Origin of the sequence: Kribbella solani, assembly GCF_014205295.1 — a bacterium.
GTDB lineage: Bacteria > Actinomycetota > Actinomycetes > Propionibacteriales > Kribbellaceae > Kribbella > Kribbella solani.
In genome coordinates this window covers 5,059,028-5,085,211 of the sequence record NZ_JACHNF010000001.1, presented here as the reverse complement: position 1 = coordinate 5,085,211, position 26,184 = coordinate 5,059,028, and the positions used below count along the sequence as shown (strand labels likewise).

Annotated in this window: 24 protein-coding genes and 1 riboswitch; of the genes, 17 read left to right on the top strand and 7 right to left on the bottom strand. The window is 68.5% G+C overall.

Annotated elements, in window-relative coordinates; translation table 11 throughout:
- Positions 1-42: 42 nt before the first annotated feature.
- The 7 genes from HDA44_RS23165 to HDA44_RS23135 all read left to right on the top strand — a co-directional run bounded on the left by HDA44_RS23165 (position 43) and on the right by HDA44_RS23135 (position 9,179).
- On the top strand, positions 43-1,140 hold the full coding sequence (locus tag HDA44_RS23165; RefSeq protein ID WP_184837737.1) for a pyridoxal phosphate-dependent aminotransferase: 1,098 nt from the start codon (positions 43-45) through the stop codon (positions 1,138-1,140).
- Between the two features lie 9 nt (positions 1,141-1,149).
- Positions 1,150-3,135 carry a dTMP kinase gene (gene tmk, locus HDA44_RS23160; RefSeq protein ID WP_184837735.1) on the top strand — a complete coding sequence of 662 codons (1,986 nt, stop codon included), beginning with the start codon at positions 1,150-1,152 and terminating at the stop codon, positions 3,133-3,135.
- Positions 3,132-4,340, top strand: coding sequence for a DNA polymerase III subunit delta' (locus tag HDA44_RS23155; protein ID WP_184837733.1), 1,209 nt, complete (start codon positions 3,132-3,134; stop codon positions 4,338-4,340). Before tmk ends, HDA44_RS23155 begins: the two co-directional genes overlap by 4 nt.
- A gap of 135 nt (positions 4,341-4,475) precedes the next feature.
- On the top strand, positions 4,476-5,135 hold the full coding sequence (locus HDA44_RS23150; protein ID WP_184837731.1) for a DUF4190 domain-containing protein: 660 nt from the start codon (positions 4,476-4,478) through the stop codon (positions 5,133-5,135).
- A 25-nt stretch (positions 5,136-5,160) separates the two neighbouring features.
- Positions 5,161-6,165, top strand: coding sequence for a DUF4190 domain-containing protein (locus HDA44_RS38670; protein WP_184837729.1), 1,005 nt, complete (start codon positions 5,161-5,163; stop codon positions 6,163-6,165).
- A 423-nt stretch (positions 6,166-6,588) separates the two neighbouring features.
- The gene (locus tag HDA44_RS23140) at positions 6,589-7,641 is read left to right on the top strand and encodes a PSP1 domain-containing protein (RefSeq protein ID WP_184844103.1); all 1,053 of its coding nucleotides are present in this window, start codon (positions 6,589-6,591) and stop codon (positions 7,639-7,641) included.
- Complete coding sequence (locus HDA44_RS23135) at positions 7,638-9,179, top strand: alpha/beta fold hydrolase (protein WP_184837727.1); 1,542 nt, start codon at positions 7,638-7,640, stop codon at positions 9,177-9,179. The genes HDA44_RS23140 and HDA44_RS23135 overlap by 4 nt, the downstream gene beginning before the upstream one ends.
- A gap of 22 nt (positions 9,180-9,201) precedes the next feature.
- Here the strand turns inward: HDA44_RS23135 and HDA44_RS23130 are convergent, their stop codons facing one another.
- Positions 9,202-9,828, bottom strand: coding sequence for a hypothetical protein (locus tag HDA44_RS23130; RefSeq protein ID WP_184837725.1), 627 nt, complete (start codon positions 9,826-9,828; stop codon positions 9,202-9,204).
- An 88-nt stretch (positions 9,829-9,916) separates the two neighbouring features.
- On the opposite strand from HDA44_RS23130, the gene HDA44_RS23125 reads away from it, so the two are divergent.
- A complete protein-coding gene (locus HDA44_RS23125) occupies positions 9,917-10,252 on the top strand; it encodes a sterol carrier family protein (RefSeq protein ID WP_184844100.1) in 336 nt (111 codons plus the stop codon).
- Positions 10,253-10,328: 76 nt separating this feature from the next.
- Here the strand turns inward: HDA44_RS23125 and HDA44_RS23120 are convergent, their stop codons facing one another.
- On the bottom strand, positions 10,329-11,159 hold the full coding sequence (locus tag HDA44_RS23120) for a hypothetical protein (protein WP_184837723.1): 831 nt from the start codon (positions 11,157-11,159) through the stop codon (positions 10,329-10,331).
- Between the two features lie 200 nt (positions 11,160-11,359).
- On the opposite strand from HDA44_RS23120, the gene HDA44_RS23115 reads away from it, so the two are divergent.
- The 5 genes from HDA44_RS23115 to HDA44_RS23095 all read left to right on the top strand — a co-directional run bounded on the left by HDA44_RS23115 (position 11,360) and on the right by HDA44_RS23095 (position 16,865).
- The gene (locus HDA44_RS23115; protein WP_184837720.1) at positions 11,360-12,646 is read left to right on the top strand and encodes an MFS transporter; all 1,287 of its coding nucleotides are present in this window, start codon (positions 11,360-11,362) and stop codon (positions 12,644-12,646) included.
- A gap of 13 nt (positions 12,647-12,659) precedes the next feature.
- The gene (locus HDA44_RS23110; protein WP_184837718.1) at positions 12,660-13,631 is read left to right on the top strand and encodes a hypothetical protein; all 972 of its coding nucleotides are present in this window, start codon (positions 12,660-12,662) and stop codon (positions 13,629-13,631) included.
- 53 nt (positions 13,632-13,684) lie between these two features.
- Positions 13,685-13,868, top strand: a riboswitch (cobalamin riboswitch).
- Positions 13,869-13,894: 26 nt separating this feature from the next.
- Positions 13,895-14,917 carry an ABC transporter substrate-binding protein gene (locus HDA44_RS23105; protein ID WP_184837716.1) on the top strand — a complete coding sequence of 341 codons (1,023 nt, stop codon included), beginning with the start codon at positions 13,895-13,897 and terminating at the stop codon, positions 14,915-14,917.
- Positions 14,914-15,897 carry a FecCD family ABC transporter permease gene (locus HDA44_RS23100; protein ID WP_184837714.1) on the top strand — a complete coding sequence of 328 codons (984 nt, stop codon included), beginning with the start codon at positions 14,914-14,916 and terminating at the stop codon, positions 15,895-15,897. The genes HDA44_RS23105 and HDA44_RS23100 overlap by 4 nt, the downstream gene beginning before the upstream one ends.
- A gap of 35 nt (positions 15,898-15,932) precedes the next feature.
- On the top strand, positions 15,933-16,865 hold the full coding sequence (locus HDA44_RS23095) for a FecCD family ABC transporter permease (RefSeq protein WP_337906276.1): 933 nt from the start codon (positions 15,933-15,935) through the stop codon (positions 16,863-16,865).
- Between the two features lie 71 nt (positions 16,866-16,936).
- Here HDA44_RS23095 and pdxR read toward each other — a convergent pair whose 3' ends face one another.
- Positions 16,937-18,421 (bottom strand): MocR-like pyridoxine biosynthesis transcription factor PdxR, encoded by a 1,485-nt coding sequence (gene pdxR, locus HDA44_RS23090; RefSeq protein WP_337906275.1) that lies wholly within the window; start codon positions 18,419-18,421, stop codon positions 16,937-16,939.
- Between the two features lie 28 nt (positions 18,422-18,449).
- Between pdxR and HDA44_RS23085 the strand changes: the two genes are divergently transcribed.
- From HDA44_RS23085 to HDA44_RS23075, 3 genes are read left to right on the top strand one after another with little or no spacing between them, the layout of a single operon-like run.
- Complete coding sequence (locus tag HDA44_RS23085; RefSeq protein ID WP_184837710.1) at positions 18,450-19,250, top strand: methyltransferase; 801 nt, start codon at positions 18,450-18,452, stop codon at positions 19,248-19,250.
- Positions 19,247-19,387, top strand: a complete 141-nt coding sequence (locus tag HDA44_RS23080; protein ID WP_184837708.1) for a hypothetical protein — start codon at positions 19,247-19,249, stop codon at positions 19,385-19,387. Before HDA44_RS23085 ends, HDA44_RS23080 begins: the two co-directional genes overlap by 4 nt.
- A gap of 31 nt (positions 19,388-19,418) precedes the next feature.
- Positions 19,419-20,927, top strand: coding sequence for a CYTH and CHAD domain-containing protein (locus HDA44_RS23075; protein ID WP_184837706.1), 1,509 nt, complete (start codon positions 19,419-19,421; stop codon positions 20,925-20,927).
- 218 nt (positions 20,928-21,145) lie between these two features.
- Here HDA44_RS23075 and HDA44_RS23070 read toward each other — a convergent pair whose 3' ends face one another.
- On the bottom strand, positions 21,146-21,559 hold the full coding sequence (locus HDA44_RS23070; protein WP_184837705.1) for a MerR family transcriptional regulator: 414 nt from the start codon (positions 21,557-21,559) through the stop codon (positions 21,146-21,148).
- Between the two features lie 28 nt (positions 21,560-21,587).
- On the opposite strand from HDA44_RS23070, the gene HDA44_RS23065 reads away from it, so the two are divergent.
- Entirely contained in the window at positions 21,588-22,334 is a 747-nt protein-coding gene (locus tag HDA44_RS23065; RefSeq protein ID WP_184837703.1) for an MBL fold metallo-hydrolase, read from the top strand.
- Positions 22,335-22,428: 94 nt separating this feature from the next.
- On the opposite strand, the gene HDA44_RS23060 is transcribed toward HDA44_RS23065, so the two are convergent.
- The 3 genes from HDA44_RS23060 to HDA44_RS23050 form a co-directional block, all read right to left on the bottom strand.
- Positions 22,429-24,057, bottom strand: a complete 1,629-nt coding sequence (locus HDA44_RS23060; RefSeq protein WP_184844095.1) for a solute symporter family protein — start codon at positions 24,055-24,057, stop codon at positions 22,429-22,431.
- Between the two features lie 11 nt (positions 24,058-24,068).
- Positions 24,069-24,410: a DUF485 domain-containing protein gene (locus HDA44_RS23055; protein ID WP_184837701.1), complete on the bottom strand. Its 342-nt coding sequence runs from the start codon at positions 24,408-24,410 to the stop codon at positions 24,069-24,071.
- 208 nt (positions 24,411-24,618) lie between these two features.
- Complete coding sequence (locus tag HDA44_RS23050) at positions 24,619-26,184, bottom strand: cation acetate symporter (protein WP_184837699.1); 1,566 nt, start codon at positions 26,182-26,184, stop codon at positions 24,619-24,621.

The following is a 26,184-nucleotide window of genomic DNA, read 5'->3' as shown; positions in this document are numbered from 1 at the left end:
TTGGCTCTGCAGACACCACCGATCGGCCGGAACCATGGCCGTATGCCCACTTTTCCGCGTCACCAGATCATGTCCCTGACCGCTGAGCACGTTCAGCACGACCTGGGCGAGAGCTACGGCCCGGACCTCCGGCTCGCGGACCTGCTGACGCCGGAGCTGGCGGACCTAGAGCTCGGTTACGGTACGGCCGACGGCGACGCCCGGTTGCGTACCGCGATCGCCGACCGCCACGGCGTACGCCCGGACCAGGTCGTCGTCACGGTCGGCGGAATGCACGGCATCTTCCTGCTCTCCTACCTTCTCGCGGACGCCGGCGGACAGGTCGTCACGACCGCACCGCTCTTCCCGATGACCCGCACCACGTACGAGTCGCTGGGCGCGGACGTGCAAGTGATCCCGCTGACGTTCGACGACGCGTACCAGCTCACAGCCGACGCGGTACGCGCCAAGCTCACGCCCGACACCAAGCTGGTCAGCCTGGCAACACCGCAGAACCCGTCCGGCACCGCCATCCCGCGCACTGTCCTGCAGGAGGTGGTCGCAGCGATGACGGAGATCTGTCCGGACGCCTACCTCTTGGTAGACGAGACCTACCGCAGCGCGACGTACGGCGACGATCCGGTCGCGGACACAGCAGTGAGCCTCGGCCTGAAGGTCATATCGGTGGCGTCGTTGTCGAAGTGCCATGGAGCGGCCGGATTGCGCATCGGATGGGTAGTCAGCACCGACGACAAGCTGGTGGAGCAACTGGTGACGGCCAAGTTCAATACCGTCGTGTCCGCGTCCCCGGTCTGCGAGGCGCTGGCGGTTCGGCTGTTCGAGCAGGAGGACACGATCTTGGCGCACCGGAGGTCCTGGCTGGAGGAGAACCTGCAGATCACCGCGGACTGGGTGCGGAACAACCAGTCGGTGGAGTGGGTACGCCCCGACGCCGGCGCGTTGTGCGTGATCCGCTTGAAGCCGGATGTGGACCTCGCACGGTTCCGGCGTACGACGGCTGAGCTGGGCGTACGGCTCGCCGATGGCGACTGGTTCGGGGACGAGCCGCGCGTCTTCCGCCTCGGCTTCGGCTTCCCGGCCCCGACCGAGCTGAAGGCGGCACTGGACGCGCTGACTCAGGCTGTCCACGCGGCCTACTAGGCTTTAGGCGTGCCGGAGGCCTATGACCCGTTGACCGATCCTGCACCGTCGCACGACGTGCGCGCGGTGTTGCGCATCCGGGCGTTCCGGCGGCTGTGGATCGGCTTCGGCCTGTCCAGCCTGGGTGACTGGATCGGTCTGCTGGCGCTGACCGCGATGGCGAAGTCGTTCGCCGGCGACAACTACCAGCTGGCGAACTTCGCGATCGGCGGCGTGCTGTTCCTCCGGGTGCTGCCGGCGCTGGTGATGGGGCCGGTGGCCGGCTGGGTCGCGGACCGGCTGGACCGGCGGGCGACGATGATCGTCGGCGACCTGGTCCGGGCCGCGTTCTTCGTCACGATCCCGCTGGTCGGGACGCTGACCTGGCTGCTGATCGCGACCGTACTGATCGAGATCGTCAGCCTGATCTGGGGCCCGGCCAAGGACGCCAGCGTGCCGAACCTGGTGCCCCGGCACCGGCTCGAGGCGGCCAACCAGCTGAGCCTGATCACCACGTACGGTTCCGCGCTTCCGGCGGCCGCGATCTTCACCGCGATCACCCTGGTCACCCGCTGGGCCGGCAACTTCTCCATCGACCTGGCCGTGTACGTGAACGCCGCCACCTTTGCGATCTCGGCCTTCGCGATCGTCTCCGTCGCCGAGATCGGCCGCGCGGTGCACGACCACGAGGACCACCCGACGCTGTGGCGGACGATGGTCGAAGGCTGGTCGTACGTCACCGGTACGCCGGTGGTCCGCGGCCTGGTCGTCGGCATCTCCGGAGCCTTCGCGGCCGGCGCGGTCGTGATCGGTCTCGGCCGCACGTACGTCGAGGATCTCGGCGCCGGCGATCCCGGGTACGGTCTGTTGTTCGGCGCCGTGTTCGGTGGGCTCGCGCTCGGGATGGGCTTCGGCCCGCGGATTTTCTCCGGGCTGTCCCGGCGCCGGCTGTTCGCGGCCGGCCTGGTCGGTTCCGGCATCTGCCTGACCGGGCTGGCGTTGATCCAGCAGCTCGAGATCGCCACCATGATCGCGATCCTGCTCGGCTTCTGCGCCGGCGCGTCGTGGGTCTCCGGGTACACGCTGCTCGGGTTGGAGGTGCCGGACGCGGTCCGTGGGCGGACGTTCGCCTTCGTCCAGTCGGCGGTCCGGACCGTACTCGCGATCACGCTGGCGATCGCGCCGTTCGCCGCCGGCGCGATCGGGCGGCACACCTGGACCATCGGCGGGCACTCGGCGACGTACAACGGTGCCTCGATGACGATGCTGGCGGCCGCGATCCTGGCCGGGGTGATCGGGCTGCTCGCCTGGCGGCAGATGGACGACCGGCCGGGCGTTCCGTTCTGGCGGGACGTGCGGCGCAGTTTCGGCAAGACCCGGGGCGACTACCCGACGACCGGGTTGTTCATCGCGCTCGAAGGCGGCGAGGGCGCCGGGAAGTCGACGCAGTCCGCCCTGCTGGTCCAGTGGCTGGAAGAGCGGGGCCAGCAAGTGCTGCTGACCCGCGAGCCCGGTGCGACCGAGCTCGGCAAGACCCTGCGGCAGATCGTCCTGGACCCGGCCACCGGCGACATCTCGCACCGCGCGGAGGCGCTGCTCTATGCGGCGGACAAGGCCGAGCACGTCGATTCGGTGATCAAACCCGCCTTGAAAGCCGGTGCGGTCGTCATCACCGACCGGTACGTCGACTCCGCGCTGGCGTACCAGGGGTCCGGCCGGGATCTCGACCTGTCCGACGTCGAGCGGGTGAACCGCTGGGCCACTGACGACCTCAGGCCGAACCTGACCGTCCTGCTTGACCTGCCGCCGAAGCGCGGTCTCGGCCGGTTCACCGAGCGGGACCGGATCGAGGCGCAGTCCGACGACTTCCACGAGCGGGTCCGGCACGCCTTCCTCGAACTGGCCGCCGCCGAGCCGCAGCACTACCTGGTGGTCGACGCGACACAGGACCGCGAAGACATCGCCAAACAGATCCGCGCCAGACTCGAACCGCTACTGCCCAAGGTGGACCTATGAGTGTTTGGGACGACCTGGTCGGCCAGGAGCCGGCGGTTGCCGTGCTGCGGAAGGCTGTCGGGGGTGCCGCGGCGGTGTTGCGTGGGGAGAGTGGGCCGGCGGTCGCCGGGATGACGCATGCGTGGCTGATCACCGGGCCGCCCGGGTCCGGCCGGTCGAACGCGGGGCGTGCGTTCGCGGCGGCGCTGCAGTGCCCGAACGAGGGCTGCGGCGAGTGCAACGAGTGCCGTACGGCGCTCACCGGCGCCCACCCCGACATCTCCCTGATCCGGACCGAGCTGCTGTCGATCCGGGTCAGCGAGGTCCGCGAGCTGGTCCGCCGGGCCGCGATGAGCCCGACCCAGGGCCGTTGGCAGGTGATGGTGGTCGAGGACGCGGACCGCCTTACCGAGCAGGCCGCCGACGCGCTGCTGAAGAGCATCGAGGAGCCCGCGCCGCGTACCGTCTGGGTGCTGTGCGCGCCGACGGTCGAGGACGTCGTACCGACGATCCGGTCCCGATGCCGGCTGCTGGTGCTGCGTACGCCGCCGGTCGCGGCCGTCGCGGAGATGCTCGGCCGCAAGCTCGAAGTGGATCAGGAGCTGGCCTGGTTCGCGGCGCGGGCGGCCCAGGGTCACATCGGCCGGGCACGGGCGCTGGCCCGGGACGAGGCGGTTCGGGAGCGGCGCAGCAACGTACTGGAGGTTCCGTTCACGCTGCGTGACCTCGGTGCCTGCCTGAAAGCCGCGCAGCAACTGCTCGAAGCCGCCAAGGTGGAGGCCAAGGCCAGCGCGGAGAAGGTCGACGAGAAGGAACGGTCCGCGCTCGAACAGGCGCTCGGGGTCGGTACGAAAGGCGCCAAGCCCCGGGAGGCGAACGCGGCGCTGAAGGAGCTGGAGGACCAGCAGAAGGCCCGCGCCAAGCGCTGGGAGCGCGACGTGCTGGACCGCTCGCTGGTCGACCTGATGGCGCTGTACCGGGACGTGCTGGTGGTCCAGACACGCTCCGGCAGCGAGCTGATCAACGCCGAGCTGGGGCAGCAGATCGAGCAGCTCGGCGCTTGTACGACGCCCGAGCAGACGATCCGCCGGATCGACGCGATCGCCACCTGCCGGGAGGCGATCGAGGCGAACGTCGCGCCGCTGATCGCGCTCGAGGCGATGACGGTCGGGCTGTTCGAGGGCAGCAGCGACGGTTTCAGCATCCCGCGCCGGCCGGCTCGCTGAGCGTCCGCTGAGAAGGTCTCGTGAGGCCTGTGTCACGGCGGCAGGCGGGCGGTGTAACACCGAGACCGGCAGGTCCGATGACTGAGTGTCCGGGCGAAGTGAACCGCTCGGTGCCACAGTTCCGAACGGACGCCGATGAACACCTCCCCGATCCAGCCCGCGCGGCCGTCGTTGCCGTCGGCTGAGTCCTGGCTGGAGGGCGTCCCGGAGCCGAAGCGGAAACCGGACGGGTACGCGGTGGCGGCGCTCGCGACCAGCCTGCCCGGCCTGGTACCGCTCGCGGTCGTCCTCGGCCTGCTCGCGCTGCGCCGGATCAAACGCACCGGCAGCCAGGGGAAACGGCTCGCGCAGGCGGCGCTGCTGCTGTCGCTGTGCTGGGTGATCGCGATCGGCGTCGCCGTCACGATGAACCTGATCGGCGAGCAACGGGCCGGAATCGGCCGCACCGTCCCGATCTCGAAGGTCGAGGTCGGCCGCTGTTTCGACGCCGATCTGGACGCGTCCTCGCTGCAGCTGGTCCGGATCGCGGATTGCGCCGGGGCACACAGCGGCGAGGCGTACGCGAAGGTGCCGGCCGCGCTGGCCGGGCTGCCGACCGCCCAGACCGCGGCGGTGGCGACGCAGCAGTGCGCCGGGGCGTTCGTGGACTTCGTCGGCAAGCCGTACGAGCGGTCCGAGCTGGACATGTACTACGTCGTACTGGAAAATCGTGCTGTTGCTGACGGCAACGTACTGTGCCTGGTCGGCATGCCGGGAACCCGGCTGACCGGTACGATGCGCGGATCGCAGCGGTAGACCCGCGGGAAGCACTGGGGGAAACGTGAGTCAGCCACCGTACGAGCCAGCACATGAACGCCCACAGGACCGTCCACAAGACAGCCCGCCGGAACCGACCCGCGCGTTCCCGACGTACGCCCAACCACAGTCACAGCAGCCGCAGCCGCACCAACCGCCTCCGGCCGGGTCGGCGCCTTGGGTTGCGCCGGGACAGGCGCCGCCGTCGTACGGGCAACCGTCCGCTGGGCAACCGTCCTATGGGCAGTCGCCGTACGGGTCGCAGTCGGCTTACGGGGCGGCGCCGGGGCAGCAGCCGCCGTACGGGGCCGGTTACGGGCAGGGGCAGTACCCGCAGGCGTACGGGCAAGCGCCCGCGCCGTACGGGTACGGCTACGGTTACCCCGGCTCCACCGCGTCCACCAACGGTCTCGCGACCGCCGCGCTGGCGACCGGGATCGGCGGCATCTTCATCGGCCTGTCCGCGCCGGTCGGTGTCGCGCTCGGAATCGCGGCCCTGGTCCAGATCAAGCGCACCGGTCAGGCCGGCAAGGGCATGGCGATCGCGGGCCTGGTGATCGGTTCTCTGGTGACGATCGGGTACGTGCTGCTGTTCACCTTGGTGATCGCGCTCGGTTCGTCGGCGGATGAGGACTACGGTTCGGGTCAGCCGGTCTCGTCGTACTCGAACAGCCCCACCACGTCGGTCGACGACCTGGTCATCGGCGAATGCTTCGACGAGTCGGGCCAGGACTCCGAGGTGATCCGCCAGCCGTGCGACGGGTCTCACGACGGTGAGGTGTTCGCGCGCCCGGATCTCCCCGCCGGCGACTGGCCCGGCGAGAAGGGCGTCGACCAAGCCACCGAACGCGCCTGCGGCCCACTCTTCGCTTCGTACGTCGGCAAGTCCGTCGCGGAGTCCGAGCTGGAGATCTCCTACTGGACCCCCACCAAGTCCCAGTGGGCCCGCACCGACCGCCTAGCCATCTGCGCCGCCTACGGCCCCAACCAAAACCCCCTCACCACCACAGTAAAAAACAGCCACCGCTAATCTGCGGACGTTGCGTTCCCACCCCAGCAACACCCACCCCACCACGACCCAACCCCATTTCAGCGGTTCACCTTCCAAATCGCCCGTTCACCGCCCGCACGCGCCTGGCGAACAGGCAAATTAGAAGGTGAACCACCGAAATGGGCGGGGCGGTGTCGACCAAGTACAGCTGGCCTGCCGCGCCGCTGCGCTGGGTTGCGGGCAGGGGTCACGCGTGGAAGTGGGCGCGGTGGGCATGCTCCCACCGCCTCCATCGGTAGCCTCGGCCACCGGCTTGCTGAGCTGGGCTGCGCACAGGGCCAACGCCTGGCAGCAGGCACGGTGGGCCTGCTCCAACCTCTGCCGTCGGTAGCCCCAGCCGTCGGCTTGATGTGCTGGGTTGGGGACAGGGGTGACGCGTGGAAGTAGGCTGGCGCGGTGGGTATGGTGATGGCGGTGTCGTTCGAGCGGTATGGGCGGCTTTACTACCTTGATCCGGGTGAGTTTCGGCCTCGGGTGGGGGACAAGGTGCTGGTGCCTACCGACGACGGGCCTGAGGTCGCGGAGTGTGTCTGGGCGCCGCAGTATGTGACCGAGGAGATCGGCGGACTGCCCGCCTGCGCGGGGATCGCCTCGGCGGCCGATCTGGATCGTGATGAGCAGAACCGGCAGCGTCGGGCCGACGCGCGGGTGATCGCCAAACGTACGATCCGCCAGCACGGGTTGCCGATGAAGGTGGTCGGGATCGACTTCGTCGACCGGCGCCCGGACATCGACCAGCTGGTGATCGTGTACTTCTCCGCGCCGCACCGAGTCGATTTCCGTGAACTCGTACGCGATCTGGCCCGGGCGTTGCGGGCCCGGATCGAGCTCCGGCAGGTCGGCGCCCGCGACGAGGCCCGGCTGCAGGGCGGGATCGGGCCGTGCGGGCGGGACCTGTGTTGCGCGACGTTCCTGAAGGACTTCGAGCCGGTCAGCGTACGGATGGCGAAGGACCAGGACCTGCCGCTGAACCCGTTGAAGATCTCCGGCGCGTGCGGGCGGCTGATGTGCTGCCTGAAGTACGAGCACCCGCTGTACCAGGAGTTCAACGCGAAGGCTCCGGCGGTCGGGAGCGCGGTGGAGACCCCCGCGGGTGATGGAGTGGTGGTCGGGCACAACGTACCGAGCGACACCGTGGTCGTACGGCTGGCGGCTTCAGGCCGGCGGTGCGCCTGCAGCCGCGCGGACGTGTGCTCGCCGCGGCAGCAGTACGAGGCATCGAGCACGACAACCCCGGACGCCGCACCAGAACCACCAACCGAACCACCAACAGCACCACCCGCCGACCCGACCAACCGCACCGAGCAGGCTGAGCAGGGCGAGCGGGTTGAGCAGGGCGTGGACGGCGTGGACGGCGTGGACACGGTGGGTGAGTCGCGGGCCGAGCGGCGGGTTCGGAAGCCGCGGCGGCGGCGTCGGCTGCATCACGACGACGAGGGAGAAAGTACGCAGTGAATGTCCGCAGGCCGATCGTGCTGGTGGCAGTTCTCGCGGTACTGGTGAGTGGGTGTGGCGTAGCCAGTCGCGCGCAGAACGCCGGCGGTGGGAGTACGGCGCCGGGCATCGGAAGTAACCCGCCGAGTGGTCCCGCGGGGCCGATCCCAACCGGGCTGGCGAAGTTCTACCAGCAGAAACTGGACTGGGAGCGCTGCGGCACGAACCAGCTGTGTACGACCATCGAGGTCCCGCTCGACTACACCAAGCCGACCGGCGAGACGATCGAGCTGCGGGCCCGGAAGGTACTCGCCAAGGATCGCGGCGGCCGGATCGGCACGCTCTTCGTCAACCCGGGTGGACCGGGCGCGTCGGGTCAGCAACTCGCTCAGCAGGCGCCGATGCTGTTCGGCACGCCGTTGTTGCGGAAGTTCGACATCGTCGGCTGGGATCCGCGCGGCGTCGGCGAGTCCACGCCGGTGAAGTGCCTGGACACCGGACAGCTGGACACGATGATCGCCACCGACCCGACACCGGACGACGCGGCCGAGATCACCGATCTGGACAAGCAGGCGAAGATCTTCGCGTCCGGCTGCGAGAAGCGCTCCGGCCGGCTGCTCCCGCACGTGTCCACGAAGGACACCGCGCGCGACCTGGACGTACTGCGTGGCATCGTCGGCGACCCGCAGCTCAACTACCTGGGCATGTCCTACGGCACGTACCTCGGTGCCACGTACGCCGAACTGTTCCCGAAGAACGTCGGCCGGATGGTCCTGGACGGCGCCGTCGATCCGTCGCTGACCTCGGCGCAGATGGGAATGGCGCAGGCGCAGGGCTTCGACCGGGCGCTGGACGCCTTCGCCGAGGACTGCGCGCAGCGGTCCTGCAAGCTCGGCAGTACGAAGAGCGAGGTACTCGCCAAGGTCGACCAGTTGGTCAAGGACAGCGACGCCAACCCGCTGCCGGGCAACGGAAACCGCAAGGTCACGCAGGCGCTGGTCGTGCTCGGACTGATCTACCCGCTGTACCTGAAGGATTTCTGGCCGCGGCTCGAGGACGCGGTCGCGGACGGTCTGGCCGGGAACGGTGCCCGGTTGCTCGCGCTCGCCGACGAGTACACCGATCGGCAGCCGACCGGGTACGCGGACAACTCGAACGAAGCGATCATCGCGGTGAACTGTCTCGATCACCCCGATGTCACCTCGATCCCGCAGTTGCAGGCGGAGTTGCCGAAGTTCACCGCGGCGTCACCGCGGTTCGGCCCGTTCCTGGCCTGGTCGTCGGTGTCGTGCATGAACTGGCCGGTGAAGCCGGACAACACCCCGCACAAGATCGTCGCGGCCGGCTCGAAGCCGATCCTGGTACTCGGAACCACCCGCGACCCGGCCACCCCGTACGCGTGGGCGGTCGGCCTGGCGCATCAGCTGGAAAACGGTATCCTCGTCACCCGCGACGGCGACGGCCATACCGCGTACCTGTCCGGGAACGCCTGCGTGAAGAACGTGGTCGAGAGCTATCTCGCCCAGGGCAACACGCCGGCCGCCGACATCAAATGCTGACCTGACGGCTGGGAAAGCCAGCTCAGTTCGGGCGGTTGTCGTTCCCGGAGACGGGGACCTTGAGGGTGTCGGTCGCGTGCTGCAGGATGGCGCGCAGGCCGGCCTCGTCCTGCGGGCGGCCGCCGACGGTGATCTCGACCGCGGTGGACTGGCCCTGGTCGGTGGAGATCCAGCGGGACAGGCCCATCCGCGGACCACGGTTCTGGTCGACGTACGTGTAGACCAGCAGGCCGTCGTCGCGGCTCATCACCTTCAGCTCGCGCTCGTCGATACTGCGCTCCCGGCTGACCACGAGCTGATCCGGCGTCTGGTTGCTGCCGCGCGTGTCGAACCGGATCTGCCACACGCCGGTCGGGTCGACGAACTTGGGCCGGGTGCCGTCCTGAGAGCTCTTCCAGCCCGTCGGCACCTCCGCGGACACCGGGTCGTTGTCGGTGCCGAAGTTCTGCACCGCGTACCGCAGGCCGTCGGCCTGGAGACCGTCGGTGCGCGACGGCGGACCCGAGGGAACCGGAGTCACGACCCCCACCTGCGGCTCGGCGGCGAACGGGTTGCCGCCGTTGATGGCGAGCACCGCGCCGAACACGGCCACGCCGACGGTCATTCCCGCCAGCGTCATCAGCAGCGCCTGGTGCCTGGGCGTGAGCATCCCGACCTCGCTTCCTCTGTCCCGCCCGATTATCGCCGACGAGAGGGGCGTCATCGCAAACTGCCGCGTACGCTGGCACGTCGTGGAGATGCCCGTTCCCCTTCAGCAGGCCTTGCAGCGTTACGACAACGGTACGGCGGATCGCGCCGACCTGAAGCTGTTGACGAAGGAGTTGCTGAAGATCCTGGTCGCGAAGGCACCAGGACATGCGGTCGAGGTACGCGTCCCGCCGTACGGCGCGGTGCAGTGCATCGAGGGACCGCGGCACACCCGTGGTACGCCCGGTGCGGTGATCGAACTGCCGCCGGAGCTGTGGATCTCGGTCGCCCTCGGCCGTACGACCTGGGCGGAGGCCCGCGCCACCGGCAAACTCCGCGCCAGCGGCGAACGAACCGACCTGAGCGCCCTACTGCCACTGACGTGAGTGAGCCGCGGCGCCCCCGCCTGGGTCGCCGCGGCTCAGCTTGTGGCCACGCGCTGGTGGATCAGCGCTGGTGGGATCAGCGGCCGGTGTTGCTGGCCCAGATTGGGGTGCGGCCGTAGACGACCACCAGGTTGCCGTCGTCCTGCATCTGCAGGACGGCGCCGTGGCGGACGGTCTTGGTGGCCCAGAGCGGCCGCTTCGCCGCGCTGTACACGACGAAGTTGCCGTCGGTCTGCATGGTCGCGTACCCGCCCTTGCTGATCGTCTTGGTGCTCCAGATCGGCGTCCGGCCGTTCTTCACGATCACCGCGTTGCCGTCGGACTGCAGCTGCAGCCGGTAGATCCGGTTGTGCGAGTACAGCGCGTTCGGCCAGGTCAGGTTCCGCCCGGAGCCGAGCGTGACCATGATCATGTACCGGCTCCAGGCCGCCTTGTGCCGGGTGTTGTAGATGACCAGGTTCGAGTCGTTCTGGACCTCGAGGTGGGCGCCGTTGCTGCCGTTGGTGCCGCTGGCCCAGACCGGGGTCCGGCCGGAGATGACGACCAGGTTGCCGTCCCGCTGCATGATCAGCGTCGAGGCCTTGCGGTTCGTCATCGTCGCCCAGATCGGGGTCCGGCCCTTGATCAGTACCGCGTTGCCGTCGGCCTGCATGACCAGCGCGTAGCTGCCGTTCTTGGACCGCCGGTACTGGCCGGGCTTCAGGTACTGCCCGGGCAGCAGCACGTCCGACACGGCGGCCGCGCGGGTCACCGCGGTCGTGGCGGTTCCGGCGGTCGTCGCCGTCGCGGTCGTTGCCGCCGTGCCCGCTGCCTGCGCGGCGGACGGAACAAGCAGGGTGGTACCGGCGGCAGCGCCCGCGACGAGCGTGCCGAGCAGCCGGGAACCGACCGACTTGATCGAGATCATGCGGGTCCTTTCGTCTTCACAATGCATCTGGAGGTCCGGCCGGATCTCCGGGCCGATTGACGCCCTGGGCAACCAATCGGTTCCAACGGTAGGACGCCGGGGGTCAGCTCCCGGGTCTGCCGCGACCCTTTCGGCGCAGGTGGAAATGGTTGCCTGAAAACAGGTTCGTCCAGGCCGCTCGGTGCTGTCACCATACTCAGGTGGCTCTAAGTCTCCGGACCCGCTTTTCCCGGCTGCGGGTGGATCTGACCCCGTGGCGTGGCTCGCGGGATTTCCGCATTCTGCTGGTGTCCGGCTCGGTGTTCTTCCTCGGCGGCATGGTCGGGTACGTCGCCCTGCCGTACCAGCTGTACCAACTGACCGGCTCCAACTTCGCGGTCGGCGCGATGGGTCTGGTGACGATCGCGCCACTGGTCGTGTTCGGCCTGTACGGCGGCGCGCTCGCGGACCATGTGGAACGCCGGAAGCTCCTGGTCGGTACCGGACTGGCGCAGGTGGTCATCTCCGCGCTGATGGTCGCCAACACCCTGCTGCCGAATCCACAGATCTGGCTGATCTACGTCTGTGGCGCACTGAACGCGATCGCGTCGTCACTCCAGCGGCCGAGCCGTGACGCGCTGCTGCCGCGGGTGGTGAAGCACGCGGAGATCCCGGCAGCGGTCGCGCTGAGCTCCCTGACCGCCCAGATCGGCCAGCTGGCCGGGCCGGCGCTAGGTGGGGTGCTGGTCGGTTCGGTCGGCGTGACCTGGGCGTTCAGCGTCGAGCTGGTCGGCATCATCTTCGCGACCCTGCTGTACGCCCGCCTCGGCTCGTACCGGCCGAGTGAGCAGACGTCCGCGCCCAGTCTGCGGGCGATCGGTGGCGGGATCACGTACGCGTTCCGGCGCAAGGATCTGCTGGCGACGTACCTGGTGGACATGGTCGGGATGTTCTTGGCGATGCCGATCGTGCTGTTCCCGGCGTTCGCGACCGAGGTACTGAAGGAACCGAAGCTGCTTGGTCTGCTGTACAGCGCGGAGGCGGTCGGGGCGATGTGCGCCAGCCTGACCAGTGGCTGGGCGAAGCACGTCCACCATCAGGGCCGGGCGGTGGTCCTGGCGACGATGTGCTGGGGCGCGGCGGTCGGGGTCGCCGGGCTGGCCCCGAACATCTGGTTCGCGATCGCGTTCTTCGCCGTCGCCGGGGCGGCCGACATGGTGTCGGGGCTGTTCCGTGCCGTGATCTGGAACCAGACGATCCCGGACGAGATGCGCGGCCGGCTGGCGGGGATCGAGATGCTCGGCTACTCCCTCGGCCCGCTCGGCGGCCAGGCTCGCTCTGGCGTGGTCGCGGACCTGACCACAGTCCGGACCGCGATCGTCAGCGGCGGCGCGCTGTGCGTCGTGGGCGTACTAGGTACCGCGGCCTGGTTACGCGAGTTCTGGCGCTACGACGCCCGCACCGACGAACACGCCGTCCGCGAAAGACAACTCCGCGCCGCGGGCTAGGCTTCGGGGCATCATGCGTATCCGCCGGGTAGTGATCACGGGGCTGGCTGCCGGACTGTTGGCCGGCTGTGGTGGGCTCAAGCCGGAGAACGCGCCGAGTGCGCCGCCGCTGGTGTCGGTGAGTACGCCGCCGGACTCGGAAACACCGTCCCAAACGCCGTCGGCGACGCCGAGTGAGTCCGCGAAGGCCGCCGACACGTTGTGCGTACGTATGAACGCGACCCTGGTGCGATCGACCCTCGCCGTACCGGTGGCGACCGTCCAGCCGAAGACACCGCCGGCCGACTTCGGCATCCCGACGTACGACGTCTGCCAGCTGGAGCTCGGCATCGGCCCGAACCCGCCGGTGCTGAACGTGGAGACTTCGGTGCTCCCGGCAACAAAGGCGATCCTGGCGGCAACCCAGAAGGCGTACGCTGCGACCAAGGGCGAACCGGCCAAGCCGGCCGTCGTGGGCGAAGGTGGATACGGGACCAGTACGTTCGTGGTGTTCTTGCTGGGCGGCAAGCTGTACAAGATCGCCGGGCCGAAGGCGACGCCGGCGAAGTACGTCGAGATCGCGCGGGACGTCGCGCTCCAGCAGCCGGGGCAGTTGGTGCCGGAGTGGCGGATCACGCGGCCGGAATGCGATCGCGGGTCGGCCGCGGCCGAGAAGGTGATGGGCGCCGCGGCGATGATCCGGCGGGACGGGCAGACCCTGAGCGGCGACCCGGTCTGCGGCTGGGTGAACTCGGCGAGTGTGCTGTACAGCACGGTCCGGCGGACCCCGAACGCCAAGGCCTTGATGGCTCCGATCCGCACGGCGGCGACGGCCCAGTCCGTACCGCTCGGCGACGAGGGGTATGTCGACACCGCCACCGGGCGGACCACGATCCGGGTCGGTGACGACAAGCTGGTCGACCTGGTCCCGCTGCCGGCCCGCGCGATCAATCCGGATCTGATGACGCAGTTCGCGCTCGCGATGTCGCCGCTGTACACGCGCTGAGCTGCCCTGCTGAGACGTTCGTCGCGATGCCCACCGCGACCGGATCGCGGGTGTTAGGGTGGCGGCGCCGTGGTGTACGGGAAGCCGGTGCGGTACCGGCGCGGCCCTCGCCACTGTGATCGGGATGTGCATCAGTCGTACCCGCGAGGGGACCACTGGCCGCGTGCGGCTGGGAAGGTCAGACCGGTGGACGCGGTACCCGTCAGCCAGGAGACCGGCCACGGCGTTGACCCGTCCACGAGGTGCTGGAGGAGCGGTCCGCCATGGCCGTTGTACGCGTTGTTGCCGCTGTCCTGTCCCTGTCGTTGCTGGCCGGCTGTGGTCCCGCCGCCGAGGCCGGCTCGCGCGCCGACGCGATCACCGTGAAGAACTGCGGGATCGACGTCACCGTCAACGGTCCACCGAAGCGCGTGTTCGCCGCGTACCAGCCGGCCATCGAAATGGCGCACGCGCTGGGTATCTCCGATCGGCTGGTCGGCACGGCGTACCTCGATGCGCGGGTGCTGCCGGAGTACGCCGCCGCGCAGGCGAAGGCGAAGTACTTCAAGAACCTGCCGAGTCGTGAGGAACTGCTCAGTCAGAACCCGGATTTCGTGCTGTCCGGGTTCAACGACGTGTTCAGCGCGGGCGGTAGCGACTCGAGTTTCGGTAGCCGGAAGAGCCTGGCCGACCTCGGCGTACGTACCTGGATCTTCAGCCCGCTCTGCCCGACCGCGGACGGCAAGGGCGACGAGGCGATCGACCCGGCGACGGTCTCGATGGACAACGTGTACGCGGACCTGCGTGATCTCGGCCGGCTGTTCGGCGTCGAGGACCGGGCCGAGAGCGTGATCGCGGACCAGCAGCGCCGGATCGCCGCGGTCGGGAACGCGGTCAAGAACGCGCCGCGGCCGACCGTCGCGATCATCCGGCCGGCGCTCGAAGGCGGTGGTCTGACGGTTTCCGGCGGACCGGATTTCGGTACCGTGCTGATCCGGCAGGCCGGTGGCGTGAACGCGTTCGCGGACCTGACTTCGAAGCGGAACGTGAAGATCAGCGTTGAGGAGTTCATCAAGCGCGATCCGGACTACGTACTGATCAGCGGGTGTTGCGACGCAGCCATGACGGCCGCGTCGTCGCAGCCCGATGTGGACAAGCTGCTGGCCAACCCGGCGTACGCGAATCTCAAGGCGGTACGCAACCGGCACGTGATCCCGTGGCTGTTCGCGAATCACTCGGCCGGAGTGCGGGGCGCGTACACCACCGAGAACCTGGCACACATCCTGCATCCTGACCTGGTCAAGTGAAGAAAGCGGGCGGTCTCGCCCTCTGCGTCGCGGTGCTCGGGGTCGCCGTGGTGCTGTCGTTGTGCGCCGGCAACCGGTGGATCGGGATCGGTGAGGTGTACCGGGCGCTGACCGAGTTCGGCGGCAGCGACACCGATCGGGTGATCCGGTACTTGCGGCTGCCGCGCACGCTGGCCGGGGTGCTCGTCGGCATCGCGCTGGGCCTGTCGGGCGGGGTGATGCAGGGCGTCACCCGGAATCCGCTCGCCGATCCGGGCATCCTCGGCGTGAACGCGGGCGCGGCGGTGGCGGTGGTCGCGGCGATCGGGCTGTTCGGGGTGCACAGCCTGAATGGCTACGTCTGGTTCGCGATGGGCGGCGCGCTGGTGGCGACCGTGGTCGTCTACCTGGTCGGGGCGGTCGGCGGTACGACGCCGGTGAAGCTCGCGCTGGCCGGCGCGGCGATCTCCGCGTTGCTGGGCTCGATCACCTCGGCGGTGACGTTGCTCGACCTGTCCACGTTGAACGAGTATCGCTTCTGGGTGGTCGGATCGTTGTCACTCGCGGACCAGGGGATCGTCGCCCAAGCGGTCCCATTTGTTGCTGTGGGCACCTTTTTGGCGCTGATGCTGGGGCGATCGCTGAATCAGCTTGCGCTCGGCGAGGATCTGGCTCGCGCGCTCGGTACGCGGGTGATGCTGGTGCGGTCGCTGGCCGGTCTTGCGGTGGTTGTGCTGGCCGGTACGGCGACTGCTATCGCTGGTCCGATCGGGTTTCTCGGTCTGGCCGTACCGCATGTCGCGCGGACGATTGTCGGGCCGGATCAGCGGTGGATTCTGCCTTGGTCGATGGTGCTTTCTCCGGCTGTACTGCTGCTTGCCGATGTTGTTGGTCGCGTCGCGGCACGGCCGGCCGAGTTGCAGGTCGGAATTGTCACCGCGTTGGTGGGTGCGCCGTTGTTCATCGCCCTGGTCCGGCGGCGGCGAATGGCATCACTGTGAAGGTTCACAGCGTTGTGGTCTCGGGCACTGCTTGGGTGTTCATTGTGCTCGTTGGCGCGTTTGCACTGACTCGGGGCGATTACACGCTGCCGATCGAGGAAGTCCTTCGTACGCTGTCGGGGCATGGCACTTTGATCACGTACGACGTCGTGGTGAACAACCGATTGCCTCGTATTCTCACCGGCGTCGGTGTCGGGATGGCGTTCGGGATGTCGGGGGCGATCTTTCAGCGGCTGGCCCGGAATCCGTTGGTCAGCCCGGATTTGATCGGCATCAACGCGGGGGCCGCGCTGGCCGCCGTACTGATCATCACCGTGATCGGGAGTGGGTGGATTCCGCTCGGTGCGCTTGTCGGTTCATTGGTTTCGGCGTTATGCGTTTACCTGCTCGCGTACCGGAACGGGGTGTCCGGGAATCGGCTCGTTCTCGTCGGGGTCGGCGTGACGGCGATCGTCGGTTCGTTGACGGCGTACCTGCTGACGTTGGCCGATATCTACACGGCGAAAAGCGCGTCGATGTGGCTGGCCGGGAGTCTCGCGGGACGGTCGTGGACGCATGTCGTACTGATCGGAATCACCTTGTTTGCCGGGGTTCCGGCGGCGATAGTGGTCGAGCGGCAACTCCGGGTGCTGGAGCTCGGCGACGACTTGGCGCGGGCGCTCGGCGCGCGGGTCGAGACCGTGCGCGGCGTACTGATCGCGCTCGGCGTCGGGCTGGCGGCGATGGCGACGGCGACCGCGGGGCCGATCGGTTTCGTCGCGCTGGTCGCTCCGCAATTGACCCGCCGCCTGGTCGCCGACCGCGCGGCCCGGCTGCCGACATCCGGCGCGATCGGCGCGTTGCTGGTGGTCGCGTCGGACCTGATCGCCCGAACGGTGGTCGCACCAACGGTCCTGCCAGTCGGCGTGGTCACCGCATTCCTCGGCGCGCCGTACCTGCTGTTCCTGATCGGTCGCCGAGTTGCATGACGACAGGAGGTGTCTGATCCAGGCGTCGGATCTCACGCTCAGCGATGCTCCACGGGGGTGCTTTGACGGCACTACCTCCTGTCGTAATGCAACTCTCCGGCGATGGTGGCGATGGCGGTGGTGATCTCCGTGGGGGTGCGGGCGGCGTAGCCGAGGACCAGGCCGGGGGCGTGCGGGAGCTGGCAGTGCCAGGACAGCGGATGGCATTTCACGCCGCTGCGCAAAGCCGCCGCGGCCAGCTCGACGTCGTCGACCGGGTTGTCGAAGGTGATGGTCAGGTGCAGACCGGCGGCGGCGCCGTGGATCGTTGCGGTCGGCAAGTGCTTGTGGATTGCGTTCACCATCGCGTCCCGGCGGGTCCGGTGCCGGCGGCGGAGGAAGCGGAGCTGCCGTTCGAGCTCGCCGGACTCCATCAGCTGCGCGAGGGTGAGCTGCGGCAGGGCAGCATTACCCAGGTCGGCGAGCCGCTTCTTGTTGATCAGTTCGTCCTTGTACTGGGCGGGTGCGAGCATCCAGCCGATCCGCAACGCGGGAGCGAGTAACTTCGAGACACTGCCGACATAGATCACCTGGTCACCGAGCATCGCCCGGAGCGCGGGCACCGGCGGGCGGTCGTACCGGTGCTCGGCGTCGTAGTCGTCCTCCAGGATCAGCCCGCCGTCGGCAGCCCACTGGATCAGGTCGCGGCGCCGTTCGCCCTCCAGGACCACGCCGGTCGGGAAATGATGCGCCGGGGTCACCATCACCACGCGCGCCCGGGATTCGCGCAGTACGTCCACGCGGAGGCCGTTGTCGTCGACCGGGATCGGCGGGACGCGCATGCCCCAGCTGCTCAGGTGCTGGCGCGAGCCGAGTGAGCCCGGGTCCTCGACGGCGATCTCGTGGATGTCGCGCTCGGCGAGTACCTGCGCGACCAGGCCGATCGCCTGCGCGACCCCGGCGACGATGATCAGGTCGTCCGGGTCAGCGGCGATACCGCGATATTGCGCCAGCCACGCGGCGACTGCCCGGCGAAGCGCGGGAGTCCCCGCCGGGTCGCCGTACCCGAACTGCGCCGACGCCAGATCGCCCAGCACCGCCCGCTCCGCCCGTAACCAGCCGGTCCGCGGAAACGCCGCCAGATCCGGCACCCCCGGCGTCAGGTCGATCCGCGCAGGCGCGTCCCGTAGCTGGTCGAAGATCTCCATCCCGGGTTCGTTCAGTTCGGTCGGCGTGCCTGCAAGGTGGTTGGTGATGGGAGGCGCGGTACTGATCGGGGCAGCAACAACCACCGTCCCGGCGCGACCTCGGCCCGCGACCTGCCCGTCCTCGGTCAGGCGTTGGTAGGCCTCGGTGACCACGCCGCGGGAGACGCCGAGGTCGGTGGCGAGGGTGCGGGTGGCTGGGAGGCGGGTGCCGACCGGGAGGTGGCCGGTGGAGATCGCCGTCCGGAGGTGGTCGGTGAGCCAGTCCGCGAGCCCGCCGGCAGGTGCCTCGGCAGCGTCCAGCTGGAGGAAGTCCGCTCCGGCCCGCGGCCCATTGGACCTGCCAATATCGGGCTGATTGGATCTGTTCACAGGTCCATTGTCGCGCGACCGTGGATACATGGGAACTGACTACGTCCACGGCTACACCCCGGCGGAGACACGCCGCCTCGCCGACCAGGCCGGGACCCTCGCGGACCTGCTGCACGGCGGCACCACCTATGCACCGGGCAGCCGGGTCCTCGAAGCGGGCTGCGGCGTCGGCGCGCAGACCGTACAGCTGGTCACCCGCAGCCCCGGCATCGACCTCGTCTCGGTGGATGTCTCCGAGGAATCGCTCGCGGAGGCCAAGAGCCGGGTCGCGGCAGCAGCGCCGTACGCGACTGTCGACTGGCGACACGCGGACCTCCTCGACCTGCGCGGCGAGAAGTTCGACCACGTCTTTGTCTGCTTCGTCCTCGAGCACCTCGCCGACCCGACCGACGCGCTCGCCCGGCTCCGCGAGTACCTCAACCCCGGCGGCACCATCACCGTGATCGAAGGCGACCACGGGTCGGCGATCTACCATCCGCGCAGCCCGAGCGCGCAGGCCGTCGTCGACTGTCTGGTCGATCTCCAGGCCGAAGCTGGTGGCGACTCGCTGATCGGCCGGCGATTGCATCCGCTGCTGCAGCAGGCCGGATACGGCGACGTACGCGTCGAGCCGCGGACCGTCTACGCCGACCCGGCCCGGCCGGAGCTCGTCGACGGGTTCACCCGCAAGACGTTCATCGCGATGGTCGAATCCGTCCGCGAACGCGCGCTCGCCGCGGGGCTGCGGACCGAAGCCGAATGGGCCGCGGGCATCCGCGACCTCGAACGCGCCGCCGAGGCCGGCGGCACCTTTCACTACACGTTCTTCAAGGGAGTTGGGCGAAGATGATCGGATTCCTCGGACTGATCGCGATCGTTTGCTGGGCCCTCAACCGGAACCGGCGACGGGAGATCCGGCTGACCACGTTCGGCATCCCGGATCGCGATCTCGAGCGGTTGGTGGCCGACTTGCGGGCGCTCAGCTGACCAGTTCATGAACGGCTGGTAAACATGGGACATGGCACCGACCGAGCAGCTGGAAATCGAGACGAAGTACGACGTCGACGAGAGCACCATCCTGCCCGCGCTGCACGAACTGCCAGGCGTCGCGAGCGTCGCCCAACCGGTCACCCTGGACCTCGAAGCGACGTACTACGACACCGCCGAACTCGACCTCGCCGCGAACAAGGTAACCCTCCGCCGCCGCACCGGCGGCGAGGACGACGGCTGGCACGTGAAGTTCCCAGGCACGTCCGGCGGACGTCTCGAGGTCAGACATCCACTCGACGAATCGGCGGGGGAGGTGTCGGTTGGTGTGGTGCCGGTTGAGGTGGTGGGTACGGTTCGGGTGCTTGTCCGGGATCGTGCGCTCGAGCCGGTCGTGACCTTGCGGACGCGACGGGTCGTACACCGGTTGCTCGACGCAGACGGCGGCGTACTCGCGGAGTTCGCCGACGACCGGGTGACCGCGACCGTCACCGGCGGCGAGCCGGAAAGCTGGCGCGAATGGGAAGTCGAGCTCGTCGACGGCGACAACGCTCTGCTCGAGGACGCGGGCGAGCTCCTGCTCGGCGTCGGCGCGCGACCCGCGTCCGGCCCGAGCAAGTTGGCCCGGGCGTTGGGCGATCGCGTCCCTTCGTACGCCGAGTGGACGCTGCCGAACAAGCCACTGACGTCGGACCTGTTCCGCGCGTACGCCGGCGCGCAGGTGAACGCGATCCGCGAACGCGATCCCGAGGTACGGCGCGATGTACCGGACTCGATCCACAAGTTCCGCGTCGCGACCCGCCGGCTGCGGTCGGCGCTGGCGACGTACCGTCCGGTGATCGACCGCGCGGCGGGTGACGAAATCCGGGCCGAGCTGAAATGGCTGGCCGGCGAGCTCGGCGCCGCGCGGGACGCCGAGGTCCAGCGCGAACATTTCGCCGCCGAGGTCGCCGAACAACCGGTCGAGCTGGTGATCGGTCGCGTCGCGGGGCGCATTGACGATCATTTGCGCGGTGTTTACCAGGAAGGCCGCGCCGCCGCGCTCGCCGCGCTGGAGAGCGAGCGGTACTTCCGGTTGCTGGACGCGCTCGACGAATTGATCGCCCGACCGCCCGTGACTACGGACGATCACAAAGCAAAGAAACAGATCCGCGAGCTGCTGCATCACGATTACCGCCGAATGCGCAAGGCCGTACGCCGATCCGAATCCGCGCCGACAATTGCTGACCAGGACCACGAGCTGCACGAGGTACGAAAGGCGGCAAAACGCCTGAGGTACGCGGCCGAATCAGCCGTACCCGTCCTCGCCGAAGACGCCGCGACGTTGGCCGTCCGAGCCGAAGAGATCCAAGAAGTCCTCGGCGAACACCAAGACTCGGTCGTCTCCCGAGACCTCCTCCACCACCTGTCCCTCCAGGTATTCGCAGATGGCGGAAACACCTTCACCTACGGCCGCCTACACGCCGCCGAAGAATCCCGAGCAACCACCTCCCGCGCAGCCTTCTACAACCTCTGGCCCACCCTGAACTTCCACCTGTAACCCGCGCTGACGCCCACGCGGCACTACGCGTGGTTCGTACGTCGCTGTGCTGCGCGTCGCCTCCAATCGCCTGGACTGTGCGCTCAGGACGAGGAGGTTGGCGGTGTTGGTCCCTGATCGTGGGTCGACGGTGCCGGGCGGGTTCGTTGTGCCGTCTCCGCTTGCTCTCGGATCCAGCGACGCAAGCGGAAGCGGCAGTTGTTCGGGGAGCGGCTGGGTCAGCGCTTGGTGCTCGGGGCGGGTGGGATGTTGGCGGTGATGCGGTTTCGGGCGTGGGGGCAGGTGGCGAAGGGTTTGGGGCAGGCGAGGGCGTGTTCGATCAGGGTTTTGGCGGTTTGGGCTTGGGTGATGCGGGCTTCGAGTTCGCTGACCTGGCGGCGGAGGACGTCTCGGTGGTCCATCGGGCTGTCGGTGGAGAGCAGGGCGCGTAGGTCGCCCAGGGCGAAGCCGGCCTCTTTGCCCATCAGGATGATGGCTACTCGTTCCAGGTCGCTGGGTGTGTAGTAGCGGGCGCCGCCGGGGCCGCGGGCGGGGCGGAGCAGGCCCATCGTTTCCCAGTGCCGGAGTACGTGGGTGGCGAGGCCGAAGCGTTCGGCCAGCTCGCCGATGGACAGGTCGTCGCTTGACTTCATGTGTACATTAATCGCCACGCTGCCGGTCATGAGCAACCAATCGATCGCGGTCACCCGCGTAAACAACTCGTGTGTACTGCTGGAACTGGGCGGCCGGGCAGTCCTCACCGACCCGTGGTTCACCGAACGGTGGTGGCTGCGGCGCGGGGAGCCGCTCGGTCTGCGGATCGAGGAACTGCCGCCGCTCACTGCCGTCGTCGTCACCAACCTCGCGACCAATCACTGGGATCTGCGGGCGCTGCGGGTCCTGCCCGCGAAGGCGAGCACGCCGCTGTACGTACCGACCGCGGGGATGGCGCGGCGGGCGCGGGCGCTCGGGTTCGCGCGGACCGAGCGGTTGCGATGGGGTGAGTCGCGGGACCTCGCGCCGGGGTTGAGCCTGCGGGTCGTACCGGCTGGGCGGACCGCGATCTTTCCGAACAACGCGTACGTTTTCGAGACGTCGGCCGGGCGGGTGTTCTTCGGTGGGGAGATCGCCGACGCGGAGGGGCTGGAGGCGTACCGGCCGGTGGAGTTGGCGCTTCTGCCGGTCAATGGGTTGCGGTCGCCGCTCGGTCAGCGGCTGGTGATGGGGCCGGAGGAGGCGATCGCGGGGGCGGCGGCGTTGGGGGCTCGAATACTGGTTCCGGTGCACGATGCGCACGGCGAAGACCCGTTCTCGCGGATGTTCCGGCCGCGAGGTACGGGAGCAGACGCCGTACGCCTCGGCGGAAACGATCTTGTGGTCGCCGACCTACCACCCGGAAAACGCTTGGACCTGAACACAATGAACTAACCAGCGCTGGGTCGCCGTGCGCGGCGGGCGGTGGACGAGCCCGCGGGGCGAAGGCACTCACCGCCTCGCCGCGCGGGCTCGTTCGGGGCGGGGGCTAGTGCTGGACCGCCTTTTCGGCGCCGGCGCCGGTTAGGGAGCGGACTTCCATTTCGGCGAACTTGTCGGTGTCGACCTGTTCCTTGCTGGTGATGGTGCCCAGCCAGCCGAGGAGGAAGGCAAGGGGGATCGACACGATGCCGGGGTTGTCCAGCGGGAACCAGTGGAAGTCGATGCCGGTGTCGGTGATCATCGACAGGCTCTTGCCGGTCTTGGCGTCGACCTTGCCGGAGACGACCGGGCTGAACGCGATCAGGATGATCGTCGACGCCAGGCCGCCATAGATGCTCCAGAGCGCGCCGCGGGTGTTGAAGCGGCGCCAGAACAGCGAGTACAGGATGGTCGGCAGGTTCGCGCTCGCCGCGACCGCGAACGCGAGGGCGACCAGGAACGCGATGTTCTGGCCGTTCGCGAAGATGCCGCCGACGATCGCGACCAGGCCGATCACGACCGCGGTGTAGCGCGCCACCCGGACCTCGCCGTCGCCGCTGATCTGGCCCTTCTTGATGATCTGGCCGTAGATGTCGTGCGCGAACGACGTACTCGCGGTGATCGTCAGTCCGGCGACCACGGCCAGGATGGTGGCGAAGGCGACCGCGGAGATGATGCCGAGGAGTACCTCGCCGCCGAGCTCGAAGGCGAGCAGTGGCGCGGCCGAGTTCGCCTTGCCGGGCGCGGCCTTGATCCGGTCCGGGCCGACGATCGCGGCGGCGCCGTACCCGAGTACCAGCGTGAACAGGTAGAAGATGCCGATGATCCAGATCGCCCAGCTGACACTGCGGCGTGCTTCCTTGGAGTCCGGCACGGTGTAGAAGCGCATCAGTACGTGCGGCAGGCCGGCGGTCCCCAGGACCAGCGCGAGCGCCAGCGACAGGAAGTCCAGCTTCGTGACGCCGGTCAGACCGTACTGCAGTCCGGGGTTGAGCAGCTTCTCACCGGCCGCGGGGCTGTTGTCGACGGCGGCGCCGAGCAGCCCGGACAGGTTGAAGGTGTACTTCGCCAGCACCCAGAGCGTCATGATCCCGGCGCCGATGACGAGCAGGACGGCCTTGACGATCTGTACCCAGGTGGTGCCCTTCATACCGCCGACCAGTACGTACACGATCATCAGGACGCCGACGACGGCGATCACGATGCTCTGTCCGGCCCGGCCGGAGACGCCGAGCAGGAGGGCGACGAGACCCCCGGCGCCTGCCATCTGCGCCAGCAGGTAGAAGAAGCAGACGCCGAGGGTCGAGATCGCGGCCGCCATCCGGACCGGCCGCTGCTTGAGGCGGAACGACAGCACGTCGGCCATCGTGAACCGGCCGGTGTTCCGTAGTAACTCTGCAACTAGTAGCAATGCAACTAGCCAGGCGACGAGGAAGCCGATCGAGTACAGGAAGCCGTCGTACCCGTTCAGCGCGATCGCGCCGGCGATGCCGAGGAAGGACGCGGCGGACAGGTAGTCGCCGGCGATCGCGATCCCGTTCTGCGGGCCGGTGAAGGACCGGCCGCCGGCGTAGAAGTCGGCGGCGGTCTTGTTGTTCCGGGACGCCCGGAGCACGATCGCCAGCGTGGCCAGCACGAACAGCGCGAAGATCAGGATGTTCACGGTCGGGTTGCCAACCGTTGCCAGCGGCAACATCAGCGGGGCGGTCACTGCTCTTCTCCCTCGATCTGTTCGCGCAGTTTCTTGGCATCCAGGTCGATCCGGCGGTCGGCCCAGCGCACGTATGCCAGTGTGATCGCGAACGTCGACACGAACTGGCCGAGCCCGAACAGCAGGGCGACGGTGATGTTGCCGCCGACCTTGTGCGACATGAAGCCGTGCGCGTAGTCGGCGAGCAGGACGTAGACGAAGTACCAGACCAGGAACAGCGCGGTCATCGGGAACACGAAGCGCCGGAACCGGCGACGCAGCTCGGAGAAGTCCGGCGAGAGCTGGACATCCCGGTACGTCGTCAGGTTCCGATCGCCTGCCGATCTTGTGTCACTCATACGGGTGACCTCCAGACAAGGGATCGAGCCGGGCGGCGGGGTGCTGGGTCGTACTGTGTCCCGGGTCACCGCGGGCCGACAGCACCAGCACGCGTCGAGGCGCTCAGCGGGCAGACCAGTCGTTCGGTGGATCACTTCGGTGCGACGAGCGGTAGGAACCGTACGACGAACGGCACGGCTACTGGGCCTGGTGTGACTGACGGCGCGACTAATGGGCCTGGCGGGCCGGACGGCTGGTGAGCGCGGCCGGGCCGCGGTCCACGTCTACTGCCTCAGGGGTGTGCAGCCGCACCATGCTGCGAGCGGTGCCGGCTGGGATGCGGTCCGGAGTGAGCTTGGAGACCACGATCACGGTCAGGAAGGCGAGTGGCATCGTCCACGCGGCGGGCTGCCCGACCAGCGCCCGCGGCCACCCGCCCTGTGGAGCACCGGCAACGTTGACAAGTGCTGCGGCACTGGCAGCGATCCCACCCACGACCAGACCGGCCGCGGCGCCCGTAGTGGACATCCGCCGCCACCAGATCCCGAGTACCAGCAACGGGCAGAACGTCGACGCGGCCAGGGCAAACGCCAGTCCGACCGTATCCGCAAGACTCAACGCACCGGTCACCGTGAACGCGACGTACGGAACCACCATCGCGATCAGCGCCGCGATCCGGAAGCTGCTCACCGCGACGTAGTCACCGCCGGTCCAGCGATGCAGCCGGCTGCGCAGCAGGTCCTGGTCGATCACGCCGGCAATGGCGACGGTCAGCCCCGACGACGTCGACAGAAACGCGGCAAACGCTCCAGCCGCGACCAGTGCACCGAGCAAATCACCTGCTGTACCAGGGAAAACCCGTCCGGGTAGCTCCAGTACGACAGTGTCGCCCCCGGTGGTCACCAGGTCCGGGGCGAACGTCCGGCCGAGTACTGCGTACATGGGCGGGAACAAGTAGAAGAACCCGAGTAGTGCGAGCACCACGACGGTCGTACGACGTGCTGCCCGGCCATCCGGGTTCGTGTAGAAGCGCACCAGTACGTGCGGGAGTCCCATCGTTCCGAAACAGAGGGCCAGCAGCAACGAGTACGTCGCGTACAGCGGATGGTCGCGGCCGCCCGCGCGGGACAGTGGCTCGGCCCACTCGCCGGCCGCTCCGTGCAGTGAGTCGAGTACGCCAGTGGGGTGATGCCATGCCAGCAGGATGACGAAGATGGGTGCCGCCAACGCTGTCAGCTTCAGCCAGTACTGGAACGCCTGGACGAAGGTGATCGACCGCATCCCGCCCGCGGCCACGTTGATCACCACAATGACCGCCACGATCGCCGCACCGACCTGTGGTGGCGCACCGGTAACGGTCTGAACGGCCAGCCCGGCTCCGTGCAGCTGTGGCAGCAGGTAGAGCGTTCCGATGCCGACTACGAGTCCAGCGCAGATCCGGCGTACGGCAGCGGACTCGAACCTGGTCTCAGCGAAGTCAGGCAAGGTGTAAGCACCGGACCGGCGCAGTGGAGCAGCTACGAAGACCAGCAGCATCAGATAGCCGACTGTGTACCCGACCGAGAACCACAGCATGTCCGCGCCGTTCAGCAGCACCAGACCGGCCACGCCGAGGAACGACGCTGCCGACAGGTACTCGCCGCTGATCGCTGACGCGTTCCAGCGTGGACTGACTGCTCGACTGGCGACGTAGAAGTCGCTGGTGGTGCGTGAGATGCGCAGACCGAACAGACCGATGCCGATGGTCGCCGCGATCACCAGACCGATCGCAGCCACGCTGATCGCCGGCGACAC

Coding starts and splice junctions, on each gene's coding strand:
- HDA44_RS23125 (WP_184844100.1), top strand. CDS start 9,917: ATGCCCGTTCCCCTTCAGCAGGCCTTGCAGCGTTACGACAACGGTACG.
- HDA44_RS23085 (WP_184837710.1), top strand. CDS start 18,450: ATGGGAACTGACTACGTCCACGGCTACACCCCGGCGGAGACACGCCGC.
- HDA44_RS23075 (WP_184837706.1), top strand. CDS start 19,419: ATGGCACCGACCGAGCAGCTGGAAATCGAGACGAAGTACGACGTCGAC.
- HDA44_RS23150 (WP_184837731.1), top strand. CDS start 4,476: ATGAACACCTCCCCGATCCAGCCCGCGCGGCCGTCGTTGCCGTCGGCT.
- HDA44_RS23055 (WP_184837701.1), bottom strand. CDS start 24,410: ATGAGTGACACAAGATCGGCAGGCGATCGGAACCTGACGACGTACCGG.
- HDA44_RS23065 (WP_184837703.1), top strand. CDS start 21,588: ATGAGCAACCAATCGATCGCGGTCACCCGCGTAAACAACTCGTGTGTA.
- HDA44_RS23080 (WP_184837708.1), top strand. CDS start 19,247: ATGATCGGATTCCTCGGACTGATCGCGATCGTTTGCTGGGCCCTCAAC.
- HDA44_RS23155 (WP_184837733.1), top strand. CDS start 3,132: ATGAGTGTTTGGGACGACCTGGTCGGCCAGGAGCCGGCGGTTGCCGTG.
- HDA44_RS23140 (WP_184844103.1), top strand. CDS start 6,589: ATGGTGATGGCGGTGTCGTTCGAGCGGTATGGGCGGCTTTACTACCTT.
- HDA44_RS23105 (WP_184837716.1), top strand. CDS start 13,895: ATGGCCGTTGTACGCGTTGTTGCCGCTGTCCTGTCCCTGTCGTTGCTG.
- HDA44_RS23165 (WP_184837737.1), top strand. CDS start 43: ATGCCCACTTTTCCGCGTCACCAGATCATGTCCCTGACCGCTGAGCAC.
- HDA44_RS23130 (WP_184837725.1), bottom strand. CDS start 9,828: ATGCTCACGCCCAGGCACCAGGCGCTGCTGATGACGCTGGCGGGAATG.
- HDA44_RS23070 (WP_184837705.1), bottom strand. CDS start 21,559: ATGAAGTCAAGCGACGACCTGTCCATCGGCGAGCTGGCCGAACGCTTC.
- HDA44_RS23110 (WP_184837718.1), top strand. CDS start 12,660: ATGCGTATCCGCCGGGTAGTGATCACGGGGCTGGCTGCCGGACTGTTG.
- HDA44_RS23060 (WP_184844095.1), bottom strand. CDS start 24,057: ATGTTGCCGCTGGCAACGGTTGGCAACCCGACCGTGAACATCCTGATC.
- HDA44_RS23120 (WP_184837723.1), bottom strand. CDS start 11,159: ATGATCTCGATCAAGTCGGTCGGTTCCCGGCTGCTCGGCACGCTCGTC.